Source organism: Massilia litorea (genome assembly GCF_015101885.1).
Taxonomy (GTDB): domain Bacteria; phylum Pseudomonadota; class Gammaproteobacteria; order Burkholderiales; family Burkholderiaceae_D; genus Telluria; species Telluria litorea.
In genome coordinates, this window is sequence record NZ_CP062941.1 from 2,559,140 (window position 1) to 2,578,830 (window position 19,691).

A 19,691-nucleotide genomic window follows, 5' to 3' on the forward strand; every position below is an offset into this window, starting at 1 on the left:
TTCGACGCACGGATGAATACCGCGACAGTTTTCGGCCGGTTGAACGCGTGGGCGGCGTCGAGGCCGCGTAAGCGCAAGCCGGCGGGTGGAGCCGCCCACCATGTGAAACGATCAGCGCTTGTATTCGGCCTGCACCTGCCCGGCCACATCCATGCGCATGCACAGCACCTTGCCCGTCAGCGGATACTGTTCCAGCTCGGCGGCGGAGCGGCCATGGCTGGCGCTGGTCACGTACAGGGTATGCAGGTCGGCCCCGCCAAAGGCGACGGCCGTCGGGCAGCGCAGCGGCAGCTCGATCTCGCGCAGCAGTTCGCCCGTCGGCGAGAGCTTCAGCAAGCGCCCGCCCTCGAACATCGCGACCCAGTAATTGCCCTCGGCATCGACCGCGGCGCCGTCCGGACGCCCGCCATAGTCCGGCGAGGTCTTGTCGGTCGAGAAGGTCACGAGATTGCGCCCGTTCGCCACCTCTCCTGTCGCGGCATCGAAATCGTAGACGTCGATGCGGTGGCTGGTGGTATCGGCATGGAACATGGTGCGCCCGTCCGGCGTCCAGGCCAGGCCGTTCGAATTGGTCATGTTGCCCGACCAGGCCAGGCGCAGCCTATCGCGCTCGAGCACGTACATTTCGGCAGCCGGCTTGTCGCGCGGTTCGTACATGGTGCCGACCCAGAAGCGCCCGGCAGGATCCACGCGGCCGTCGTTGAAGCGCGTGATCGCCGTGTCGTAGGGGGCAGGGCAAATGTCGGTCATCTCGCCGCTGGTCGTGTTCAGGCGCACGAAGCCCAGGCGCGTGGCGACCACCAGGTTGTTGTCGCCGTCGGCGGCAATCGCCGAGGGTTCGGAGGCCATCGTCCAGGACGAGAACTTGCCGCTCGCCGGGTGCACCCGGTTCACGGTCATGCCATTGATGTCGACCCAGTACAGGGCCGATTCCACGTCGTGCCAGAATGGGCACTCGCCCACCTGCATCGCTTCGTCGTGGATGACGTCGATTTTCACGGTTTTCATGGTGTCAATCACGTTCGTGCTCAAACCGCGGCCTTGGCGCGGGCGATCAGGCCATTGGTGGAGCTGTCGTGCTGTTCCGGACGCGGCTCGCCCTTGAGCTCTGCCTCGACCTGTTTGGCCAGCACCTTGCCCAGTTCGACGCCCCACTGGTCGAAGCTGTTCAGGTCCCACAGTACGCCCTGCACGAAGGTTTTATGTTCGTAGAGCGCGATCAGGGCGCCCAGCGTGGCCGGCGTCAGGTATTCCATCAGGATCGTGTTGCTCGGCCGGTTGCCGGGGAAGGTCTTATGGGGCGCCAGGCGCTCGATCTCGCCCAGCGACAGGCCTTGTCCCTGCAGGTCCAGGCGCACTTCGTCGATCGTCTTGCCCTTCATGAAGGCTTCCGACTGGGCGAAACAGTTCGCCAGCAGGGCGGTGTGGTGGTTCTGCAGCTCGTGCGCCGGACGGAGGGCGGCGATGAAATCGATCGGCGTCACGTCCGTGCCCTGGTGCAGCAGCTGGAAATAGGCGTGCTGGCCGTTGGTGCCCGGCTCGCCCCAGATGGCGGGACAGGTCGGGGTATCGACCGGCTCGCCCTCGCGCGTCACGCGCTTGCCGTTGCTCTCCATGTCGAGCTGCTGCAGGTAGGCCGGGAAGCGGTTCAGGTCCTGGTGGTAGGGCGCGATCGAGACCGAGGTACAGCCGAGGAACTGGCGGTTCCAGAAGCCGACCAGGGCCAGCAGCATCGGCATGTTTTCTTCCACTGCCGCGGTCCGGAAATGCTGGTCCATCGCATGGGCGCCGGCCAGGAAGTCCGAGAAATAACCGAAGCCGACGGCGAGCGCCACCGGCAGGCCGATCGCCGACCACACCGAATAGCGGCCGCCCACCCAGTCCCAGAACGGGAACATGTTGGCCGGGTCGATGCCGAATTTTTTAATGGCTTCCACGTTGGTCGAGACCGCGACGAAGTGTTTCGCAAGCGCCTCTTCCTGCGCATGGGCCAGGAACCACATGCGCGCGGTCTGCGCATTCATCATGGTCTCGGCCGTCGTAAACGTTTTCGAGGCGATGATGAAGAGCGTGGTTTCCGGGTTCACTTTCTCGAGCGCGGCGTCCATGTCGTGGCCGTCGACGTTGGAGACGAAGTGCATGGTCAGGCTCGGATGGCTGTACTGGCGCAGCGCCAGGCAGACCATCTTCGGGCCGAGGTCGGAGCCGCCGATGCCGATGTTGATGATGTCGGTGATCGGCTTGCCCGTGTGGCCGAGCCAGTCGCCGCTGCGCACGGCATCGGTGAAGGTCTTGATGCGCGCCAGCACGGCGTGCACGTCGGCGCTGACGTCCTGGCCGTCGACGCTCAGTTGCGCATCGCGCGGCGCGCGCAGGGCGGTGTGCAGGACGGCGCGGTTCTCGGTGTTGTTGATCTTCTCGCCGGCGAACATCGCGTCGCGGCGCGCCTCGACGCCGCGCTCGCGCGCAAGGCTTGCGAGCAGTTCAAGCGTGCGCCCGTCAAGGCGGTTTTTTGAATAGTCTAGGAACAGGCCGGCGGCCTCGATCGACATGCGCTCGAAGCGCTGCGGATCGGCCGCGAACAGGTGCCGCATCTCCCAGTCTTCGGCCTCTACGGCGTGGGTTTCGAGGGCCTGGAAGCTGGGCGTGCTGGTCAATGGAATGGCGGTCATGTTGAGCGGGCGATGTTGTTTTGAACAGATTATCGAATGATACAGGAATGGGAAGTAAATTCACTACACGTCGAGGCGTGCGGACGCTGTCGGTGTTGATAGCATTGCCATTGACCGGGAGGTGTTGACGCGTGGGCTCGGGAGCCCACCCTACGTTACACAGCGGCCAACAAGATAATTTTGTTTTCCGGGAGGTTGCGCACCGTAGGGTGGGCTCCCCGAGCCCACGCGTTACGCACGGCGGCAAGTCGAAAAGCGAGCCTTTGCCACAATCCCATTCCCATTTCGTAGTAAAATTTCAGAATCCAATTTCGAAGGAACGATTATGGCGCTGCACCCCGTAGTTGAAAAGGTAACGAACCGGATCATCGAGCGCAGCCGCGTCTCGCGCGCGGCCTATCTGGCGCACCTCGAGGCGGCGCGGATTGGCGGCGTACAGCGCAGCGCGCTCGCCTGCACCAACCTGGCCCACGGTTTCGCCGCCTTCCCCGAGAACGACAAACTGAAACTGCGCGAGCAGAAGAAGCCATCGGTGGCGATCGTCTCCTCGTACAACGACATGCTGTCGGCGCACCACCCGTTCGAATACTTCCCCAAGATTATCAAGGACGCCGTGCGCGACATCGGCGCCGTGGCCCAGTTCGCGGGCGGCGTGCCGGCCATGTGCGACGGCGTCACGCAAGGCCAGCCGGGCATGGAACTGTCCCTGTTCTCGCGCGACACCATTGCCATGTCGACCGCGGTCGCGCTCTCGCACAACATGTTCGACGCCGCCCTCTACCTCGGCATCTGCGACAAGATCGTCCCGGGCCTGCTCATCGGCGCGCTGCACTTCGGCCATATCCCGGCGGTGTTCGTGCCGGGCGGCCCGATGACCACCGGCCTGTCGAATAAAGAGAAGGCGCGCGTGCGCCAGCTCTACGCGCAGGGCAAGGCCACGCGCGACGAGCTGCTCGAGTGCGAATCGCAGTCCTACCACAGCGCCGGCACCTGCACCTTCTACGGCACCGCCAACAGCAACCAGATGCTGATGGAGATGATGGGCCTGCACCTGCCGGGTTCGGCCTTCATCACGCCGGGCACGCCGCTGCGCGACGCGCTGACGCGCGCCTCCTCGCAGCAGGCGGTGGCGATTTCCCAGCAGGGCGGCCATTACATGCCGGTCGGGCACGTCGTCGACGAAAAAAGCATCGTCAACGCCATCGCCGCGCTGCACGCGACCGGCGGCTCGACCAACCACACGATGCACCTGGTCGCCATCGCGCGCGCCGCCGGCATCGTCATCGACTGGAACGACTTCGACGAACTGTCGAAAGTGGTGCCGCTGCTGACCCGCATCTACCCGAACGGCGACGCCGACGTGAATCACTTCCAGGCCGCAGGCGGCCCTGGTTTCGTGATCCGCGAACTGCTGGATGCGGGCCTGGCGCACGAAGACGTCAACACCATCCTCGGCCACGGCCTGCGCAAGCATTGCAAGGAACCCTTCCTGGACGAAGCCGGCAACGCCGTGTTCCGCGACGTGCCGGCGCAGAGCGGCGACGAAGACGTGCTGCGTCCGGCCTCGAACCCGTTCAGCAGCAACGGCGGCATGGTGCTGGTCAAGGGTAACCTCGGCCGCGCCGTGATGAAGGTCTCGGCCGTCAAGATGGAACACCAGACCGTGGAAGCGCCTGCACTGACCTTCAATTCGCAGGAAGACTTCATGCATGCGTATAAAGCGGGTCACCTGAACCGCGATTTCGTCGCCGTGATCCGCTTCCAGGGTCCGCGCGCGAACGGCATGCCGGAACTGCACGCGCTCACGCCTGCGCTGTCGAACCTGCAGGACGCCGGCCACCGCGTGGCGATGGTCACCGACGGCCGCATGTCGGGCGCGTCGGGCAAGGTGCCGGCGGCGATCCACGTGTCGCCGGAGATCCTGTCCGGCGGTCCGCTCGGCAAGGTGCGCGACGGCGACATCATCCGCGTCTGCGCCGCCACCGGCACCCTGGAAGCATTGGTCCCGGCCGAGGTCTGGGAGCAGCGCAAGCAGGTCACGGCCGACATCTCGGCCAGCCACATCGGCATGGGCCGCGACCTGTTCGGCATGTTCCGCCATCACAGCAGCGTGGCGGAAGAGGGCGCAGCGACCTTCCCGCTGCCTTCGCCACGCCACACCACCGTACCGTTGCATGAAGGCGCCGACAGCGGCGAAATCATGCCCGGCTCCGACGAAGACTTCCTGTTCAAAACTCCGAAGTGAGCATGACCATGACCATGACCGTACTCGACATCATGCGCTCGGCGAGCGTGATCCCCGTGATCGCCATCGACGATCCATCCCACGCCGTGCCGCTGGCGAAAGCCCTGGTGGCAGGCGGCATCCGCGTGCTGGAAGTGACCCTGCGCACCGCCCACGGCCTGCAGGCCATTCGCGACATGGCGCAGGTTGAAGGCGCCATCGTCGGCGTCGGCACCCTGACGCAAGGCGAGGAATTCGCCGCCGCGCGCGACGCCGGCGCCGTGTTCGGCGTCTCGCCGGGCCTGACGCCCGCCCTCATCGAAGCGGCGAAAAAGAGCGGCCTGCCGCTGCTGCCGGGCGTGATGACGCCGTCGGAAGTGATGGCGGCGCGCGAAGCCGGCTTCAGGCAGCTGAAACTGTTCCCGGCGGTGCCGGCGGGCGGCGTCGGCATGCTCAACGCGATCGCCGGTCCGCTGCCGGACGTGACCTTCTGCCCGACCGGCGGCATCTCGATCGATACTGCGCCCGCCTTCCTCGCGTGCAAAAACGTGGCCTGCGTCGGCGGTTCGTGGCTGACCCCGAAGGATGCGATCATGGCCGGTGACTGGAACCGCATCACCGAGCTGGCGAAAGCCGCAGCGGCCCTGCGCAAGTAAGCCCGCATGAAGCGCATCATGGCACCCGGGCCGGTCGCCATGCTGCGCCTCCTCCCATTGCTGCTGCTGGTCTCCTGCGGGCAGCAGCTGGCGCCGCCGGCGCCGGGCCCGGGAACCGAATCGAGCCCCTACCGCGCCGGGGCGGCTTCCGGTGGCGCCGCCGTCTACGCGGTCGATCCGCGTGCCTCGCTGGTGGCCGTCACGGTACGCCGCGCAGGCCTGATGGCGCGGCTCGGACACGACCACGTGGTGGCCAGCCGCACGCTGGCGGGCCAGGTCGCACCTGGCGCGGGCAGCGCCGACCTTTCTTTCCGTCTCGACGAGATGAGCGTCGACGAGCCGCAACTGCTGCGCGACGCGGGCATCGACAAGCAACCCTCGGCACCGGCGGTCGAGGGCACGCGCACCAACATGCTCGGCCCGGTGCTCGAGGCGCAGCGCTATCCGCTGGTGACGCTGCATGCGCAGCAGCAGGCCGACGGCCGGCTGCGCGTCGCCGTCACGCTGCACGGCGTCACGCGCTGGATGGCGCTGCCGGCCTCAGTCCAGGTCGACCCGGCCCGGGTGGTCGCGAGCGGAACGGCGCGCCTGAAGCAGACGGATTTCGGCATCACGCCGTTTTCGGTAGGGGGCGGACTGCTGTCGGTACAGGACGAGCTCGAGGTGCGCTACCAGGTCGTCGCACGGCGCTGAAGGCCGTTCGCCGACGCGGCGCGCTGCAATCGTGTGACGCAAGCCCATCCACATGTTACGCTCGGCGCATGCTACATCGCATTGCAAACATGCTCCTGCTCGGGTGCGCCCTGTGGGCCTGGAGCGCCGCCCCGGTGGCAGCGCAGCCTGGCGCGCCCAGGTTCGAACTGAACGTGGAGCGCGTCGACGCCGCCGAAGGGAACAAGGTCTACCAGATCGCTTCGAGCGGCACGGTGGCGGCCGCGCCGGCCGCTGTCTGGCGTGTCCTCACCGATTACAACCATTTTGCCGATTACCTGCCCAACCTGAAAAGCGCGCGCGTCGTGTCCCGCGATGGCGACAGCCTCATCGTCGAACAGCTGGGCACCGCCCGCTTTCTGTTTTTCAGCCGGACCATCCGCCTGGTGGTGCAGGTGCATGAACGGGCGCCGGATCGCATCGACATCAGCCTGGTCGACGGCGACATGAAAGTCTACCGCGCCAGCTGGGAGCTCAGTCCTTTGGCCGGCGCCACCGGCACCAGGGTGGCATACAACGCGACCATCGTGCCGAAGTTCGATGTGCCGGGGATAATCGGAACGAACGTGGTAAGGAAGGATATTGCCAGGATGATGGCGGCAGTGTTGTTGCGACTGGATCGGCCGGAGTAGCATATCGTTGTAACCGGTGCAGCCGTTCGAGGTGTGGGTTTCGGTAGTGGCCATTCTTTAGTTCGCTGGACACTGGAACCGGGCAACTACACGGGCTACACTGTCCCGCAGTCAGGGAGCGACCGGGTCGAGTGTTATCATTTGTCCCGAAGATTCAGACGTAACCCAACCAACTTGTGCGAATCGCGCCTGCGCCGCCAACATATCGAGCCTGCCAATGATCGACCCCCACGACCAGCCGCACTTCCGCGGCGGCGGCACTATGGGCGCACTGATCCGTAGCCACGACTGGTCGGCAACGCCGCTTGGCAAACTGGAATCATGGCCTCTTTCCTTGAAGACAGCCGTGAGCCTGATGCTGCGCGCGCAGCAGCCCATGTTCATCGCCTGGGGTCCAGGCCACATCTCGCTCTACAACGACGGCTACATCCCGATCCTCGGCGACAAACATCCCGCTGCGCTCGGCCATTCGATGGCCGAGGTCTGGAGCGAGATCTGGGACGAACTACGGTTGCTGAACGAGGCCGTCATGCGCGGCGAGTCGCTGTCATTCGAGAACAGGCCGTTCAGGCTGGCCAGCCGCGAGACGCCCGGACCGCACTATTTCAGCTTCACCTACACCCCCTTGCTGGATGACGACGGGCAGGTCGCGGGCATCTTCTGCGCGGCGATCGAAACCACCTCGACGGTCATGCTCGCGGACAATGCACGCACCGCGAGCGCAGCGCAGCAGGCCCTTGCCGAGAGCGAAGAACGGCTGCGCCTGGCCACGGACGCTTCCGAGATCGCGTTCTGGGATGTGAACGTGCGCGAGGGCAGCCTGATATGGCAACCGGGGCTGCGTAGCATGTTCGGCATCACGACCGATGAAGCGCTGTCGCTGGACGACTTCTACGCGGGCCTGCATCCGGACGACCGGGCGACGGTGACCCGCGCATTCGCGGCGGCCTGCGATCCGCAGATACGCGCCCTTTACAACGTCGAGTACCGCACGGTGGGACGCAGCGACGGCCGGGTGCGCTGGATTGCGGCCAAGGGACGCGGACTATTCGACGCCGCCGGCCGCTGTGTGCGCGCCAACGGCACGGCGATGGACATCACGAGCCGCAAGACCACCGAACTGGCGATGGAGATGGCCCTGGAAGCCAGCCGCACCGGCACCTTCCACTGGGACATCCAGGACAACCGGCTCACCTGGGATGGCGCGCTCGACCGCCTGTTCGGCCTGCGCCCCGGCGAGGCAGTGCGTAGCCTCGACCAATTCATCGCGCTGGTTCACCCGGACGACCGCGCCGAGGTGATCCGCCGGTGCGAGCGCTGCCGCGATCACGGTGACGATTTCGAGATGGAGCTCCGGGTGGTGTACCCGGATGGTTCGGTGCACTGGCTGTACGATCGTGGCCGGACCTTCCTTGACCCGACTGGCCGCGCGAGGACAATGACCGGCGCTTGTGTCGACATTACCCACTACGTACGCACGCGCGAGGCGCTCAAGCTTGCCGATCGCCAGAAGGACGAATTCCTGGCCACGCTCGCACATGAGTTGCGCAACCCGCTCGCACCTCTGCGCACCGGGCTGCACTTACTGCAGCATATCAAAGGCGGCCTGCCGAGCCAGGCGGACCAGGTGCTGGGCATCATGCAACGCCAGTTCGATCACATGGTGCACCTGGTCGACGACCTGCTCGACATCGCGCGCATCCGGCAGGGCAAGATCCTGTTGCGGCAGGATCCGCTTTCACTGCAATCCGTGCTCGAACAAGCGCTGGAGGGCGTGCAGGCGCTGCTCGACGCGCAGGGCCATCGGGTCATCTGGCAAGGTGTGGATCCTGCGCTATGGGTCACGGGGGACTCGACCCGGCTGGTCCAGGTGGTGGGCAACCTGCTGAACAACGCGGCAAAGTACACGCCGCGCGGAGGCTGCGTGGCGCTGCGCGGTGGCGAGGCTGCTCAGCCGGGCATGCTGGTCATCGAGGTGGCCGACACCGGCATCGGCATCCCGCCCGATATGATCGAGCACGTGTTCGACCGGTTCGCGCAGGTGCAGCAGCACCTGGGCCATGCACAGGGTGGGCTGGGCATCGGCCTGAGCGTCGTCAAGGGCCTGGTCGAGATGCACGGCGGCCGCGTCGTCGCCGAGAGCGCCGGCCCGGGCGCCGGCAGCCTGTTCCGCATCTGGCTGCCGCGTGCGGACGCGCCGGAGCCGGTCGAGGCCGCGCCGCCGGCGAGTTCCGGCGCCATCGAGCGCTACAGGGTGCTGGTCGTCGACGATAACCGCGACGCGGCCGAGACCATGGCCATGGTGCTGGAAACGAGCGGCCACGCGGTACTCCTCGCGTACGACGGGCAGACAGCGGTAGAGATGGTGAAGCGGCATGACCCTGCGGTGGTGTTCCTCGACATCGGCATGCCGGGCATGAATGGCTACGAGACTGCATCGCTGTTACGGGCCTTGCCGGGCGCCCAGGCACGCGTGCTGGTGGCGCTTACCGGCTGGGGCAGCGAGGCCGATCAGGCGCGCAGCCTCGAGGCGGGTTTCGACCTCCACCTTACCAAGCCGGTCGACATCGACAAAGTCCTGCGCGTGCTGTCGGCGCGCTTCAGCCACGACCTTCGCGCACCGGCCCTGTGAGCGCATTGCTTCAGGCAGACGCCAATGGCAGACGACTGTGAGGCATTGGTGTCCAGGAAGCTGTGTTAAAACGGCATTCGAGCGATCTGCTTTAAGATTGCCATGCTTCTCAATCTCACAAAAGCAAGCAATGGATGCCCTACCGTTTCGTCGCCCGCGTTCAGAGCGGTGGCGTCCCCTCACCGCAGGCGAAATCGCCATGGCCTCGCTGCTGTTCCGCGATGCCGTCGACTACGAGCGCGTGCGCATCCACGGCCGGCGCTACATGCCCTTCCAGCCGAAGAACTGCGCGATGACGCCGAACGGCAGCATGTACTTCCACCATTCCTGCTTCCTCGACGACTACGCGCAGGCCAGCCTCACCGGCCAGCATTGGTTCATGCACGAGATGGTCCACGTCTGGCAGCACCAGCTGGGCTACCCCGTACGCCTGCGCGGGGCGGTGCGCATTGCGCTGCCTTACCACTACGATCTGCATGAAGACGCCACGCTGGCCGACTACAACATGGAAGCGCAGGGCGACCTGCTGGCCGATTACTTCGTGCTGAAATTCCTGCAGCGTCCGGAGGCGATGCGCCAGCGGCGCTATGCCGGACAGCTGGCGCTGTACGAACAGGTCCTCTCGCATTTCCTGGCCGACCCCGCCAGCCGCACCAACCTGCATCGCGGTCTCGCCCGGCGCCTGGCTTACCTGCCGCTGCGTCGCCGCGTTTCGTAGGGTGGGCGGCTCTACCTGACCGCGCGCGATCACGCTGCCTGAACGCCGCCCACGCGTTCAAACAGCTGTCGATCCGTTGCACAGCCTGATCGAGCCGGCCGCATTCGCCCGCCCGGCCTCCCAGGTTTGATCCTTATCAATACTGCGCTACGGCAACAAATTAGGCTTATTCCTGCCCACCCCTCCTGCATTCCGAACCCGTGATGAAGCGAACTCTGACCCTGTGCCTTGCCGGCCTGCTCCTGCTCCCCGCGCAGGCAGGGCGCCGTGTCGGCGAAGCACAGGTGCGGATGGATGCCAATGGGCTACCGTGCTTCACGATCTCGGAACGCGAGGAAGAACGCGGCGGCACACCCGACTTCCATGCCATCCGGGTGAGCGCAGGGGAGCGCATCCTGTGGCAAATGGCAATGCCGCGCGAGCGGACTTTTCCCGTCAGTTTCAGCATGTGTATCCCGTATGGCGGACGGGTGCCGGCACTGCCGCAGACGCCCGCGGCCACGCTGGAAGGCGCGGTTGCTTATACCGTACACATCGAAACCCGTCCCGGCAAAAGCGCGGCGACACCGACCTGCTATCGCGCGCGCTTCTGCCTGGCAAAGAGTCGCCTGCTACCGGGGTGTGGCGCCAGGCCCAATTAGCTAAACATGCGTTGCATATGAAAGCAAAGCTTACTCACAGTGTTTAGGGCCGCCTGGGTAACTGCCTTCGTTGTATTGCGCCAGTGTGGCGGCCCAGTCCTTTTGCACGCCGCAGCTTCCTTTGGTACTGCAAGCGGCGGGACTGGTAACGGTCAGCCAGGCCGCCGCGGACGAGATGGTGGATGTGACGCCTTGTGGCGCAGATGCGTTATTCGCGACATTCAATACCGCGGCAATATATTGTTGCGCCAGCTGATAATATCCCGGCGCGCTTTTTACCGGGCTGTCCATGACTCCCTGCCAGGTTTTTCCGCTCAAATAGAACATCGCGCTGCGATCGTACGGAGAAGGCCAGACAACGTTCGGCTTGCTTCCCCAGTATCCCTGGGTATAGCTGCAGCCGCCCGTGTCCACGGAGTCGCAAGGCTTCACCTCGCCCAGGAAGGTGGCTTTCGGTTCCGGTCCCTTGGGTATGCCGAGCGCACCGGAATGGTTCATGATGGTGATCGATGCAACGTTGCATCTGTTATTGGAATCAATTAAGTGCCCTCTTGTTTCACAGGCACCCTTCCACATAGCGCACTTGTTCTCTGGCGCCGGCGTAAAAATGCGCAATCTTGCCGCCCTCGGTTTCGAAGCGGAGCGAATAGCGGCTGTCGGCCGAGTCGACCGTCAGGTACTGCTCAGCGCTATTGTAGAAATGATCTTCGCGCCTGGCACGCGGGTAGATGGCGTGGACGCGGGCGACAGGATCGCCGACCGCGATCTCGTTCGCCGTCCTCGTTCCTGCCGCAAATACGTCGACGCGCTTGAGCACCCCGTCGATGAACATCAGGCTGACGCCGGGATGCATGGGAAGGGGGATCTCGTCGCATCCTGGCGAAGCCTGCAGCGACGGGTCGCTTGCCGCGAGCCGGCTGCCCACGGCGGCATTCGCTTCATCGAAACGCATGCCGATTCGCAGCGGCCCGATGCCATCCAGCCTGAGCGTCCAGTCGGCCGCCGTCGCCGGTCCGCCGAGCCAGACCAGGGTTGCCAGCGCCGCCGTTTTCATCGCGCACCTCATGCATCCGTCCTTTCCCGGCCTCTTACTCGTGCCGCAGGCAATCCACCGGCAGCAAGCGCGACGCCCTTCGTGCCGGATAAAACCCGAAGAACACCCCCACGGCCGTCGCGAACGCACAGGCCACGATCACGGCGCTCAATCCCACCTTCACGTCGAACTCGGCCAGCTTCGTGATCACCGCCGCCCCGGTCGCCGCGATCGCAATCCCGACTGCGGCGCCGGCCAGGCAGATCACCACCGCCTCGACCAGGAACTGCAGCAGGATGTCGCGCGGCTTGGCGCCAATCGCCATGCGGATGCCGATCTCGCGCGTGCGTTCCGTCACCGAGACCAGCATGATGTTCATGATGCCGATGCCGCCGACCACCAGGGAGATGCCGCCGATCACGCCCAGCAGGGCGGCGATGCCGGTGGTGATCTTGGCGCCGGTGGCGGCAAAACTGGCCATGTTCTGCAGGCGGAAGTCGTCCGGGTCGTCGAGCTTGATGCGGTGGCGGTCGCGCAGGGTTTCCTTCATGTCCTCGACCGCATCGGCCAGCACGCCTTCGCTCTTGCCCTGGGCCGCGATGTAGTGCACGTTGTCGGGGAAGGGGCCGCGCACCATGTAGGCGCGTGCCGCCGTGATCGGCACCAGCACCATTTCCGACAGGTCGCCGCCGTCGATCTGGCGTCCTTCTCCCTGCAGCACGCCGATCACCTGGAACGCGACGTTCTCGATGCGCAGGTAGCGCCCGAGCGGGTCCTGGCGGTAGAAGAACTGGTCCGCGACCTTCTGGCCGATGACGACCATGCGCGCGGCGGCGCGCACATCGTCGTCGGTAAACATGCTGCCCTGTTCGACCTTCCAGTTGCGGATCTTGAACATGGCCGGCGTCACGCCGTGCACCAGGCTGCCCGAGGTTTCGTTCCCGGCCGCCAGCTTGAAGCTGCCCTGCAGCGCCGGCGCCGCGCCCGCCAGGCTGGGCAGGCGGTCCAGCGCCTGCGCGTCGAGCAGGGTGAGCGAGGGCGCCGCGCCGCTGCGCATGCGCTGCGCCTCGGTGCGGTCGCCGCCCGGGAATACATAGACCATGTTGGTGCCGAGCGCCTCCATTTCCTTCTTCACGAAGCGCTGCATGGTGTCGCCCAGCGCCAGCATCAGCACCACCGAGGCGATGCCGATCACGATGCCGAGCATCGTCAGCGCGGTGCGCAGGCGGTTCGCCGCCATCGAGCGGAAGGCCTCGACCATCACCTGGAGCAGCTTCATGCCGGGCTCCCGGAAAGCAGCTGCTCGTGGCTGGCTGCGAGCTGGCGCAGGCCCTCGGCGGCGGGGCCGTCGTACAGCACGCGCCCATCCTTCAGGCGCACCAGGCGCCGGCTCCAGGCCGCGATGTCCGGTTCGTGCGTGACCAGCACGATGGTGATGCCGCGCTGCGTGTTCAGCGTTTGCAGGCCGCGCATGATGTCGTCGCTGGTTTGGGTGTCGAGGTTGCCGGTCGGTTCGTCGGCCAGGATCAGGGGCGGGTCGCCGACCAGCGCGCGCGCGATCGCCACGCGCTGCTGCTGTCCTCCCGAGAGCTGGTTCGGCGTGCGCTTGCCGAGTTCTCCCAGTCCCACGCGCTCGAGTTCCTGCTTCGCCTTCGCCAGCGCCCGCCCGCGCGCCACGCCCGCATAGATCAGCGGCAGCGCCACGTTCTCGAGCACGCTCATGCGCTTGATGAGATTAAAGCTCTGGAACACGAAGCCGATGGTGCGGTTGCGGATCTCGGCCAGCTGCGGGCGCGAGAGGGCGCGCGTATCGAGGCCGTCGAGCAGGTAATCGCCGCCGCTGGCCTGGTCGAGGCAGCCGAGGATGTTCATCAGGGTCGATTTGCCGGAACCCGACTGGCCCATCACCGCGATGAAATCGCCGCGCTCCACGCGCAGGTCGACGCCGAACAGCACCGGCGTCTCGACGCTCCCGGAAACATAGGCTTTGGTAACCGAGCGGATGTCGATCAGGGTGTCGGAGGATGCGGCCGTCATCACATGTCCTGGGCCGGCGTGACCGAACGGGTGACCACGCGCTCGCCCGCCTTCAGGTCGCCGCTGACGACTTCCGTATAGCGGAAGTTGGACAGGCCGATGCGGATGTCCACGGGATGCGGCTGGTTCTTCGCATCGAGTTTATACACCTTGAACATGCGCGCCGTTTCGCCCGTGTTCTGCAGGGCCAGGTCGTCGTCGAGCGGCGCGGCGTTCGCGGGTTCCTTCGCGGCGCCGTTCGCCTTCTCCGCGGCCAGCGCCTTGCGCTCCTTTTCCTGGTCCTCTTCCGACAGCCGGAAGCGCAGGGCCGCGGTCGGGATGCGCAGGGCCTTTGGCCGGTTGTCGACAACCAGGCGCACCTGCGCCGTCATGCCGGGTTTCAGCAGCTCGTCCTTGTTGTCGACGTCGAGCACGACGTTATAGGTGACGACGTTCTGCACCACGTTCGGCGCCAGGCGGAACTGGCGCATGGTGGCGTTGAACTCGCGGCTCGGGTAGGCGTCGACCACGAAGCGCGCCGGCAGGCCGTCCTTCAGGGCGCCGACGTCGGCTTCCGACACGCTGGTATCGATCTGCATCTTGGTCAGGTCCTTCGCGATCTGGAACAGGTTCGGCGTGTTGAACGAGGCCGCCACGGTCTGCCCGAGGTCGATCGTGCGCTTGATGATGACGCCGTCGATCGGGCTGCGGATCACGCTGTTGTTCAGGTCCGCGAGCGCCCGCGCCAGCTGGGCCTCGGCCAGCTGCTGGTTCGCGCGCGCCACGTCCAGCTCGCGGCGCGACTGGTCGAGCGCCAGGCTGGACACGAAATTCTGCGCCACCAGCTGCTTGTTGCGCTCGAAGCTGGCCAGGGCCAGGCGCAGGTTGGCCTGCGCGGAGGCGACGCTGGCACGTGCCTGGCCGACCTGGGCATTGAAGATGGTCGGATCGAGTTTCAGCAGCACCTGCCCCTTCCTCACGCGGTCGTTGAAGTCGGCATTGAGCTCGACAACGGTGCCTGAAACCTGCGAGCCGACATTTACCAGCGCCACCGGATTGATGGTGCCGGTGGCCGTGACCGTATGCGTGATGCTGCCGGTATCGACCGCGCTGGCGCGGTATTTCAGCGGCGGCGTCTTCGGCTCGCTGCCGTGCCTGGCATACGCAAAGGCCGCCGCACCCGCCACGAGCAGGGCGCCAGCCACCAGCGCGCGCTTTTTGGTGAAGATCTTCATCGTTCCGCCTGTCTGAATAGATGTCAAATAGCAATCAATCCAGTCTCCGGGATTTTTGTCTTCTCGGCAATGCAAAACGGATATGCATGCGGTAAATCGGATATGCATATGGCGCCGGTCACGCAGGTCGTCGAGATGGCGGTGGCGATCCGTTAAAATGTCGCCATTCCATCTTTCCATTGCAGACATCATGACTCAAGACGAACTCAAGCAAGCCGTGGCACGCGCCGCCATCGATTACGTGGTCGACGGCGAAATCATCGGCGTGGGCACCGGCTCGACGGCGAATTTCTTCATCGACGAACTGGCGAAGATCAAGGACCGTATCAAGGGTACCGTCGCCTCCTCGGAAGCGACCGCGGCGCGCCTGCGCGGCCACGGCATTCCCGTGTTCGACCTGAACGAGGTCGAGTCGATTGCCGTCTACATCGACGGCGCGGACGAGATCACCGAGCAGGGCGCGATGATCAAGGGCGGCGGCGCGGCGCTCACGCGCGAGAAAATCGTGGCCTCGGTATCGAAGCGTTTTGTCTGCATCGCCGACGGTTCGAAGCTGGTCGGCACGCTGGGCAAGTTCCCGCTGCCGGTGGAGGTGATCCCGATGGCGCGCGCGGTCGTGATGCGCAAGCTGGCGGCACTCGGCGGCCAGCCGCGCCTGCGCACGAAAGCGGGCAGCGATGAAGCCTTCATCACCGACAACGGCGGCGAGATCATCGACGTGGCCGGCCTGCAGATCGCCGATCCGGTCGCGCTGGAGACCGAGATCAACGGCATCGTCGGCGTGATCGCGGTCGGCCTGTTCGCGAAGCAGGGCGCCAACGTCTGCCTGCTGGGCATGGCGGACGGCGTCAAGACCCTCAGCTTCTGATCCTTTCGGAGACACGATGAAAGCACTGCCGGCGCTGGCGATTGCAACCGCCTTGGGCGGCTGTTCGATGTTCGGGGCGAAGGCGCCGCCTGCGCCGGGTAGCGCGGTCGCGGTCAAGGCGGCGCCGCAGCTGGTCGACGCCAACGGCGTGCCGATCGAGCGCGTACCCTATCGCGTCGGCGTCTCGTCCGTCACGGTCGAGCAGCTGGCGCGCCAGCATGCCTGCGTCGGGCAGGGTGCGGGCCTGGTGACCGAGCCGGGGCCGGTCGAGGTGTACCGCCTGCAGTGCGGCGACGGCAAGGTGTTCATGGCGCGCTGCGAATTGAGACAGTGTCGGAAAATGTAGGCAACTCTTTTCCAACTAAACGGTGCCCTCGAAGCGTCGCGTCCGTATGCCGACTCGCATGAAACACTGGCTGCTTGCCGCCTCTCTGTTGCTCCCCATCGCTGGTCAGGTGCTCTCGGCAGACACCGCGAACATTCTCGACCGCGAGATCAGCTATCGCTCGAAGAACAGCCGCGACCAGGAATATACCCTCACGATCCCTTATCTCGTGGGCGGCAGCGAGCTTGCTACCCGGCGCATCAATACCTTCCTGCATGACCAGCTGCTGGAAACGCTGCCAGATGCGTCTCCCGGAACCACGCCGCGCCTGCTCCTGCTCGATGTGCCACTCGAGGAACTCAGGTCGGAAGGCATCAAGCAGCTCAACAAGGGGCGGGCGATTGCGGTCAGCGCGTATGCCTACGGCTGCGGCGCCTACTGTACCGAGAGCCCGATGACCTGGCATTTCGACAGCCGCAATGGCCGCCTGATCGTGGCGCAGGAGGTCCTGACGCCCGCCGGACGAGCCGAGCTGGGACGCCAGTTCGCGGCACTGGGCGCCGCTCGCCTGAAGCAGGAGATCGCCCGACTCGAAAAACAGATTGCTGCGCATAAGCTGGCGCGAACACGGCCGGTCGATGAGATGCATAGCCAGTAGCCATGTACCAGGCCTGCCTGGACGAGCGCTTCGCCAAAGGCGGCCTGATGTATCGACACTACCTGAACGACCCGGGCGCCATGGAAGTCGGCAATGGCCGCCTGTCGTTCAGCAACCCTGGATGTGCATCCCATGCGGACCTCGGGCTTGACGACTTGGGCGAGTTGCGCCGTAGCCTGCGTGGCGAGGAACTACGGCCCTATCTGAACGCGTACGGCAAATACCTGGTGTTCGGCGAGGGCGAAGGCGTCGTCCCGGCAATCAATCCGTACTCGCAGTATTTCAAAGGCACGATCAACGGGACCATTCCTGTCACGCTTTTCATGGGAAGCAGCGGAGTGCGCAACGATGACGATCAATTCGCGAGCGCGCACTACTATTACGACAAATACCGCAAGAAGATCGCGTTATCGGTGCGCCGCACGGGCAGCAGGTTCGAGTTGGTAGAGACCGATAGCAAGGATGCCGTCAAGCCGGTGCTGCGCTTTCAACTGAAAGGTGAGACACTCACGGGCCAATGGATCGGGAATGGTAAAACCTATCCTTTCGAGGCCCATCCCCTGTAGGCCTTGCTCGGCCTGATCTGCAGGCGGCTTCCATCAGTCGCCGACGCCTCTATTCAGTGACCCTGCCGCGCAGCGCCTTGACCTGGCCGCTGCGCGTTTTCTCGTCCAGCCGGCGCCGCTGCGAGCCGCGCGTCGGTTTCGTCGGGCGGCGCACGGTCTGCACCACGGCCGCCGCATCGACCAGCGCCTGCAGGCGTTGCAGTGCATCTTCCTTGTTCTGTTCCAGGCTGCGCGACTGCTGGGCTTTCAGCACCAGCACGCCTTCGCGCGTGATGCGGGTGTCGCGCATCTCCAGCAGGCGTTCCTTGACCCAGACCGGCAGCGAGGACGCTTTGACGTCGAAGCGCGCATGCACCGCGCACGAGACCTTGTTCACGTTCTGGCCGCCGGGACCCTGGGCGCGGATGGCGATGAATTCGACTTCGGAGGGGAGGATGGTGGCTGCCACGGCGTTTCCGTTCATGTGATGCGCGCATCATGCCACGCCCGCAGCGCATCCGTGTATGGCACAACACGGATGATGTATTTGTAACAACTGTAACGTGCGGCCTGTATGTATGGAAACGTGTAATCTAATGACAACAAATTTACAAGGAGCAAAACCATGAACAAGACCGCCATTACCGCCCTGATGTTTGCCGTTGCTGTCGCCGCCACCGGTTGCAAGAAAGCCGATCACGATCCATCGACCGGTCCTGCCCAGGAAGCCGGCAAGGCCATCGACAACACGGCTGCCGCCGCCGCCGCGAATACCCGCGAAGCCGCCAGCGCTGTCGGTAACGCAACCGAACGCGCTGCGGAAAACACCGCTGCCGCTGCCGACCGTGCCGGCGACAAGATGGAAAACGCCGCCGACCGCGCCAACCAGAACATGAAGGAAGCCGGTGCCGAAGTGCGCCAGGAATCGCGCGAAGCCGCGGCCGACGCCAAAGCCGGCGCAGCCCACGTCACCAACAAGGCCGGCCAGGGCCTGGAGCGTGCCGGCGAGAAGATGCAGGACGCCTCGAGGAAGTAAGCCGTATCGCCGCAAGGTCGGCAGAACATCGGCCCGCGCATCTGCTTCGCAGTGCGCGGGCTTTGTTTTTTGCCGCCTACTGCAGCACGAAACGGATGATGCGGGTTACGACGAACAGCACGATCACGACGATCGCCGCCCATTTCGCGATCCGGACTGCCTTGCTGCTGACGGTTTTCATGCTCACGCCTCCGCGATGTGAATCTTGCTCTTGATGTGCTTGAGGCTGGCCACGATGGTGAACGTCATGATCACCAGCAGCGACCACGAACTCCATTTGCTGATGTGGACGATCGACCACGCGCCAAGCTGGTTCGGGTAGCGCCACATGCCCCAGAAGGTGCCGATGTTTTCGGCCAGCCAGATGAAAAAGCCGATCAGGACGAAGCCGAGCATCAGCGGCATCTGGCGGTCGCGGTCGAGCGGACGGTAGATGACGACGGTGCGCGAATACAGGCCCAGCGCACAGGCGGCCAGGTACCAGCGGTAGTCGCCGATGTAATGATGGGTGAAGAAGTTCGCGTAGATGAGCAGGGCGATGGTCGCCGCCATCCAGTAGGGCGGGTGATGGCGAATGCGCAGGTCGAACATGCGCCAGGCCTGCACGATATAGCTCCCGACCGAGGCGTACATGAAGCCGGCGAACAGCGGCACGCCGAAGAGCTTGGTGTACGCGAAATCCGGATAGCTCCAGGACTGGATGCTGCCGGATACCTTGAACGCCTCCAGCGCAAAGCCGACCATGTGGAACAGGCAGACGGCCTTCAGTTCGTCCCAGGTTTCGAGTTTGGCGTACACCATCCAGAACTGGATGCCGAGGGCGACGAGCAGCAGCAGATCGTAGCGTGGAATGCCGAACAGCCCGGCGCGCGGCATCAGCAGGACGATGGCCATGAAGCTGAACACGAACAGGCAGGAACGCGCGTTCTTGAAGCCGAAGTAGAGGAATTCGATCAGGCCGCGCCGCAGCCCGGCCAGCATGCGCGGGCGGTCATCCATCAGCAGATTGTCGAAGGCGGCGAGCATGTTCATGTTCTTGTGGGACCGTTAGGGACGACGCCCCATTCTACGACGAGCTCCGCGGCGCCG

At 65.0% G+C, this 19,691-nt stretch carries 21 protein-coding genes; 12 read left to right on the forward strand and 9 right to left on the reverse strand.

Going from position 1 to position 19,691, the window contains the following annotated elements:
* Positions 1-111 precede the first annotated feature (111 nt).
* Positions 112-1,008, reverse strand: coding sequence for an SMP-30/gluconolactonase/LRE family protein (locus LPB04_RS11415; RefSeq protein ID WP_227496717.1), 897 nt, complete (start codon positions 1,006-1,008; stop codon positions 112-114).
* Positions 1,009-1,028: 20 nt separating this feature from the next.
* Positions 1,029-2,672, reverse strand: a complete 1,644-nt coding sequence (gene pgi, locus LPB04_RS11420; RefSeq protein WP_193688771.1) for a glucose-6-phosphate isomerase — start codon at positions 2,670-2,672, stop codon at positions 1,029-1,031.
* A gap of 325 nt (positions 2,673-2,997) precedes the next feature.
* On the opposite strand from pgi, the gene edd reads away from it, so the two are divergent.
* The 7 genes from edd (at position 2,998) to LPB04_RS11455 (ending at position 10,886) form a co-directional block, all read left to right on the forward strand.
* Positions 2,998-4,917: a phosphogluconate dehydratase gene (gene edd / locus LPB04_RS11425; protein ID WP_193688772.1), complete on the forward strand. Its 1,920-nt coding sequence runs from the start codon at positions 2,998-3,000 to the stop codon at positions 4,915-4,917.
* Between the two features lie 8 nt (positions 4,918-4,925).
* Complete coding sequence (gene eda / locus LPB04_RS11430; RefSeq protein ID WP_193688962.1) at positions 4,926-5,552, forward strand: bifunctional 4-hydroxy-2-oxoglutarate aldolase/2-dehydro-3-deoxy-phosphogluconate aldolase; 627 nt, start codon at positions 4,926-4,928, stop codon at positions 5,550-5,552.
* A 6-nt stretch (positions 5,553-5,558) separates the two neighbouring features.
* Positions 5,559-6,245 (forward strand): YceI family protein, encoded by a 687-nt coding sequence (locus tag LPB04_RS11435; protein ID WP_193688773.1) that lies wholly within the window; start codon positions 5,559-5,561, stop codon positions 6,243-6,245.
* Positions 6,246-6,334: 89 nt separating this feature from the next.
* On the forward strand, positions 6,335-6,895 hold the full coding sequence (locus tag LPB04_RS11440; protein WP_227496718.1) for an SRPBCC family protein: 561 nt from the start codon (positions 6,335-6,337) through the stop codon (positions 6,893-6,895).
* A gap of 217 nt (positions 6,896-7,112) precedes the next feature.
* Entirely contained in the window at positions 7,113-9,527 is a 2,415-nt protein-coding gene (locus LPB04_RS11445) for a hybrid sensor histidine kinase/response regulator (RefSeq protein WP_193688775.1), read from the forward strand.
* Positions 9,528-9,726: 199 nt separating this feature from the next.
* Positions 9,727-10,245 (forward strand): Rhs element Vgr protein, encoded by a 519-nt coding sequence (locus LPB04_RS11450; protein WP_193688776.1) that lies wholly within the window; start codon positions 9,727-9,729, stop codon positions 10,243-10,245.
* A gap of 203 nt (positions 10,246-10,448) precedes the next feature.
* Positions 10,449-10,886: a hypothetical protein gene (locus LPB04_RS11455; protein WP_193688777.1), complete on the forward strand. Its 438-nt coding sequence runs from the start codon at positions 10,449-10,451 to the stop codon at positions 10,884-10,886.
* Between the two features lie 30 nt (positions 10,887-10,916).
* On the opposite strand, the gene LPB04_RS11460 is transcribed toward LPB04_RS11455, so the two are convergent.
* From LPB04_RS11460 to LPB04_RS11480, 5 genes are read right to left on the reverse strand one after another with little or no spacing between them, the layout of a single operon-like run.
* Positions 10,917-11,384, reverse strand: a complete 468-nt coding sequence (locus LPB04_RS11460) for a hypothetical protein (RefSeq protein ID WP_193688778.1) — start codon at positions 11,382-11,384, stop codon at positions 10,917-10,919.
* Positions 11,385-11,442: 58 nt separating this feature from the next.
* A complete protein-coding gene (locus tag LPB04_RS11465; RefSeq protein WP_193688779.1) occupies positions 11,443-11,940 on the reverse strand; it encodes a hypothetical protein in 498 nt (165 codons plus the stop codon).
* A gap of 34 nt (positions 11,941-11,974) precedes the next feature.
* A complete protein-coding gene (locus LPB04_RS11470; RefSeq protein ID WP_227496719.1) occupies positions 11,975-13,198 on the reverse strand; it encodes an ABC transporter permease in 1,224 nt (407 codons plus the stop codon).
* Positions 13,195-13,956: an ABC transporter ATP-binding protein gene (locus tag LPB04_RS11475; protein ID WP_193688780.1), complete on the reverse strand. Its 762-nt coding sequence runs from the start codon at positions 13,954-13,956 to the stop codon at positions 13,195-13,197. Before LPB04_RS11475 ends, LPB04_RS11470 begins: the two co-directional genes overlap by 4 nt.
* Positions 13,956-15,170 carry an efflux RND transporter periplasmic adaptor subunit gene (locus tag LPB04_RS11480; RefSeq protein WP_193688781.1) on the reverse strand — a complete coding sequence of 405 codons (1,215 nt, stop codon included), beginning with the start codon at positions 15,168-15,170 and terminating at the stop codon, positions 13,956-13,958. Before LPB04_RS11480 ends, LPB04_RS11475 begins: the two co-directional genes overlap by 1 nt.
* 190 nt (positions 15,171-15,360) lie before the next feature.
* Between LPB04_RS11480 and rpiA the strand changes: the two genes are divergently transcribed.
* The 4 genes from rpiA to LPB04_RS11500 are packed head-to-tail and all read left to right on the forward strand — an operon-like array spanning position 15,361 to position 17,587.
* Entirely contained in the window at positions 15,361-16,038 is a 678-nt protein-coding gene (gene rpiA / locus LPB04_RS11485; protein ID WP_193688782.1) for a ribose-5-phosphate isomerase RpiA, read from the forward strand.
* A gap of 16 nt (positions 16,039-16,054) precedes the next feature.
* Complete coding sequence (locus LPB04_RS11490) at positions 16,055-16,384, forward strand: hypothetical protein (protein ID WP_193688783.1); 330 nt, start codon at positions 16,055-16,057, stop codon at positions 16,382-16,384.
* Positions 16,385-16,442: 58 nt separating this feature from the next.
* Positions 16,443-17,021, forward strand: a complete 579-nt coding sequence (locus LPB04_RS11495; protein ID WP_193688784.1) for a hypothetical protein — start codon at positions 16,443-16,445, stop codon at positions 17,019-17,021.
* A gap of 2 nt (positions 17,022-17,023) precedes the next feature.
* Positions 17,024-17,587, forward strand: a complete 564-nt coding sequence (locus LPB04_RS11500; RefSeq protein ID WP_193688785.1) for a hypothetical protein — start codon at positions 17,024-17,026, stop codon at positions 17,585-17,587.
* A 49-nt stretch (positions 17,588-17,636) separates the two neighbouring features.
* Here LPB04_RS11500 and arfB read toward each other — a convergent pair whose 3' ends face one another.
* Positions 17,637-18,035: an alternative ribosome rescue aminoacyl-tRNA hydrolase ArfB gene (gene arfB, locus LPB04_RS11505; protein WP_227496720.1), complete on the reverse strand. Its 399-nt coding sequence runs from the start codon at positions 18,033-18,035 to the stop codon at positions 17,637-17,639.
* A gap of 156 nt (positions 18,036-18,191) precedes the next feature.
* On the opposite strand from arfB, the gene LPB04_RS11510 reads away from it, so the two are divergent.
* Positions 18,192-18,602, forward strand: coding sequence for a hypothetical protein (locus LPB04_RS11510; RefSeq protein ID WP_227496721.1), 411 nt, complete (start codon positions 18,192-18,194; stop codon positions 18,600-18,602).
* 183 nt (positions 18,603-18,785) lie between these two features.
* On the opposite strand, the gene LPB04_RS11515 is transcribed toward LPB04_RS11510, so the two are convergent.
* Positions 18,786-19,601, reverse strand: a complete 816-nt coding sequence (locus LPB04_RS11515; RefSeq protein WP_407943901.1) for a DUF817 domain-containing protein — start codon at positions 19,599-19,601, stop codon at positions 18,786-18,788.
* Positions 19,602-19,691: the final 90 nt, after the last annotated feature.

Coding starts and splice junctions, on each gene's coding strand:
- LPB04_RS11445 (WP_193688775.1), top strand. CDS start 7,113: ATGATCGACCCCCACGACCAGCCGCACTTCCGCGGCGGCGGCACTATG.
- edd (WP_193688772.1), top strand. CDS start 2,998: ATGGCGCTGCACCCCGTAGTTGAAAAGGTAACGAACCGGATCATCGAG.
- LPB04_RS11490 (WP_193688783.1), top strand. CDS start 16,055: ATGAAAGCACTGCCGGCGCTGGCGATTGCAACCGCCTTGGGCGGCTGT.
- LPB04_RS11450 (WP_193688776.1), top strand. CDS start 9,727: ATGGCCTCGCTGCTGTTCCGCGATGCCGTCGACTACGAGCGCGTGCGC.
- LPB04_RS11500 (WP_193688785.1), top strand. CDS start 17,024: ATGTACCAGGCCTGCCTGGACGAGCGCTTCGCCAAAGGCGGCCTGATG.
- rpiA (WP_193688782.1), top strand. CDS start 15,361: ATGACTCAAGACGAACTCAAGCAAGCCGTGGCACGCGCCGCCATCGAT.
- LPB04_RS11435 (WP_193688773.1), top strand. CDS start 5,559: ATGAAGCGCATCATGGCACCCGGGCCGGTCGCCATGCTGCGCCTCCTC.
- eda (WP_193688962.1), top strand. CDS start 4,926: ATGACCATGACCGTACTCGACATCATGCGCTCGGCGAGCGTGATCCCC.
- LPB04_RS11470 (WP_227496719.1), bottom strand. CDS start 13,198: ATGAAGCTGCTCCAGGTGATGGTCGAGGCCTTCCGCTCGATGGCGGCG.
- LPB04_RS11460 (WP_193688778.1), bottom strand. CDS start 11,384: ATGAACCATTCCGGTGCGCTCGGCATACCCAAGGGACCGGAACCGAAA.
- LPB04_RS11415 (WP_227496717.1), bottom strand. CDS start 1,008: ATGAAAACCGTGAAAATCGACGTCATCCACGACGAAGCGATGCAGGTG.
- LPB04_RS11515 (WP_407943901.1), bottom strand. CDS start 19,601: ATGGATGACCGCCCGCGCATGCTGGCCGGGCTGCGGCGCGGCCTGATC.
- LPB04_RS11455 (WP_193688777.1), top strand. CDS start 10,449: ATGAAGCGAACTCTGACCCTGTGCCTTGCCGGCCTGCTCCTGCTCCCC.
- LPB04_RS11465 (WP_193688779.1), bottom strand. CDS start 11,940: ATGAAAACGGCGGCGCTGGCAACCCTGGTCTGGCTCGGCGGACCGGCG.
- LPB04_RS11510 (WP_227496721.1), top strand. CDS start 18,192: ATGAACAAGACCGCCATTACCGCCCTGATGTTTGCCGTTGCTGTCGCC.
- LPB04_RS11475 (WP_193688780.1), bottom strand. CDS start 13,956: ATGACGGCCGCATCCTCCGACACCCTGATCGACATCCGCTCGGTTACC.
- LPB04_RS11495 (WP_193688784.1), top strand. CDS start 16,443: ATGAAACACTGGCTGCTTGCCGCCTCTCTGTTGCTCCCCATCGCTGGT.
- pgi (WP_193688771.1), bottom strand. CDS start 2,672: ATGACCGCCATTCCATTGACCAGCACGCCCAGCTTCCAGGCCCTCGAA.
- LPB04_RS11440 (WP_227496718.1), top strand. CDS start 6,335: ATGCTCCTGCTCGGGTGCGCCCTGTGGGCCTGGAGCGCCGCCCCGGTG.
- LPB04_RS11480 (WP_193688781.1), bottom strand. CDS start 15,170: ATGAAGATCTTCACCAAAAAGCGCGCGCTGGTGGCTGGCGCCCTGCTC.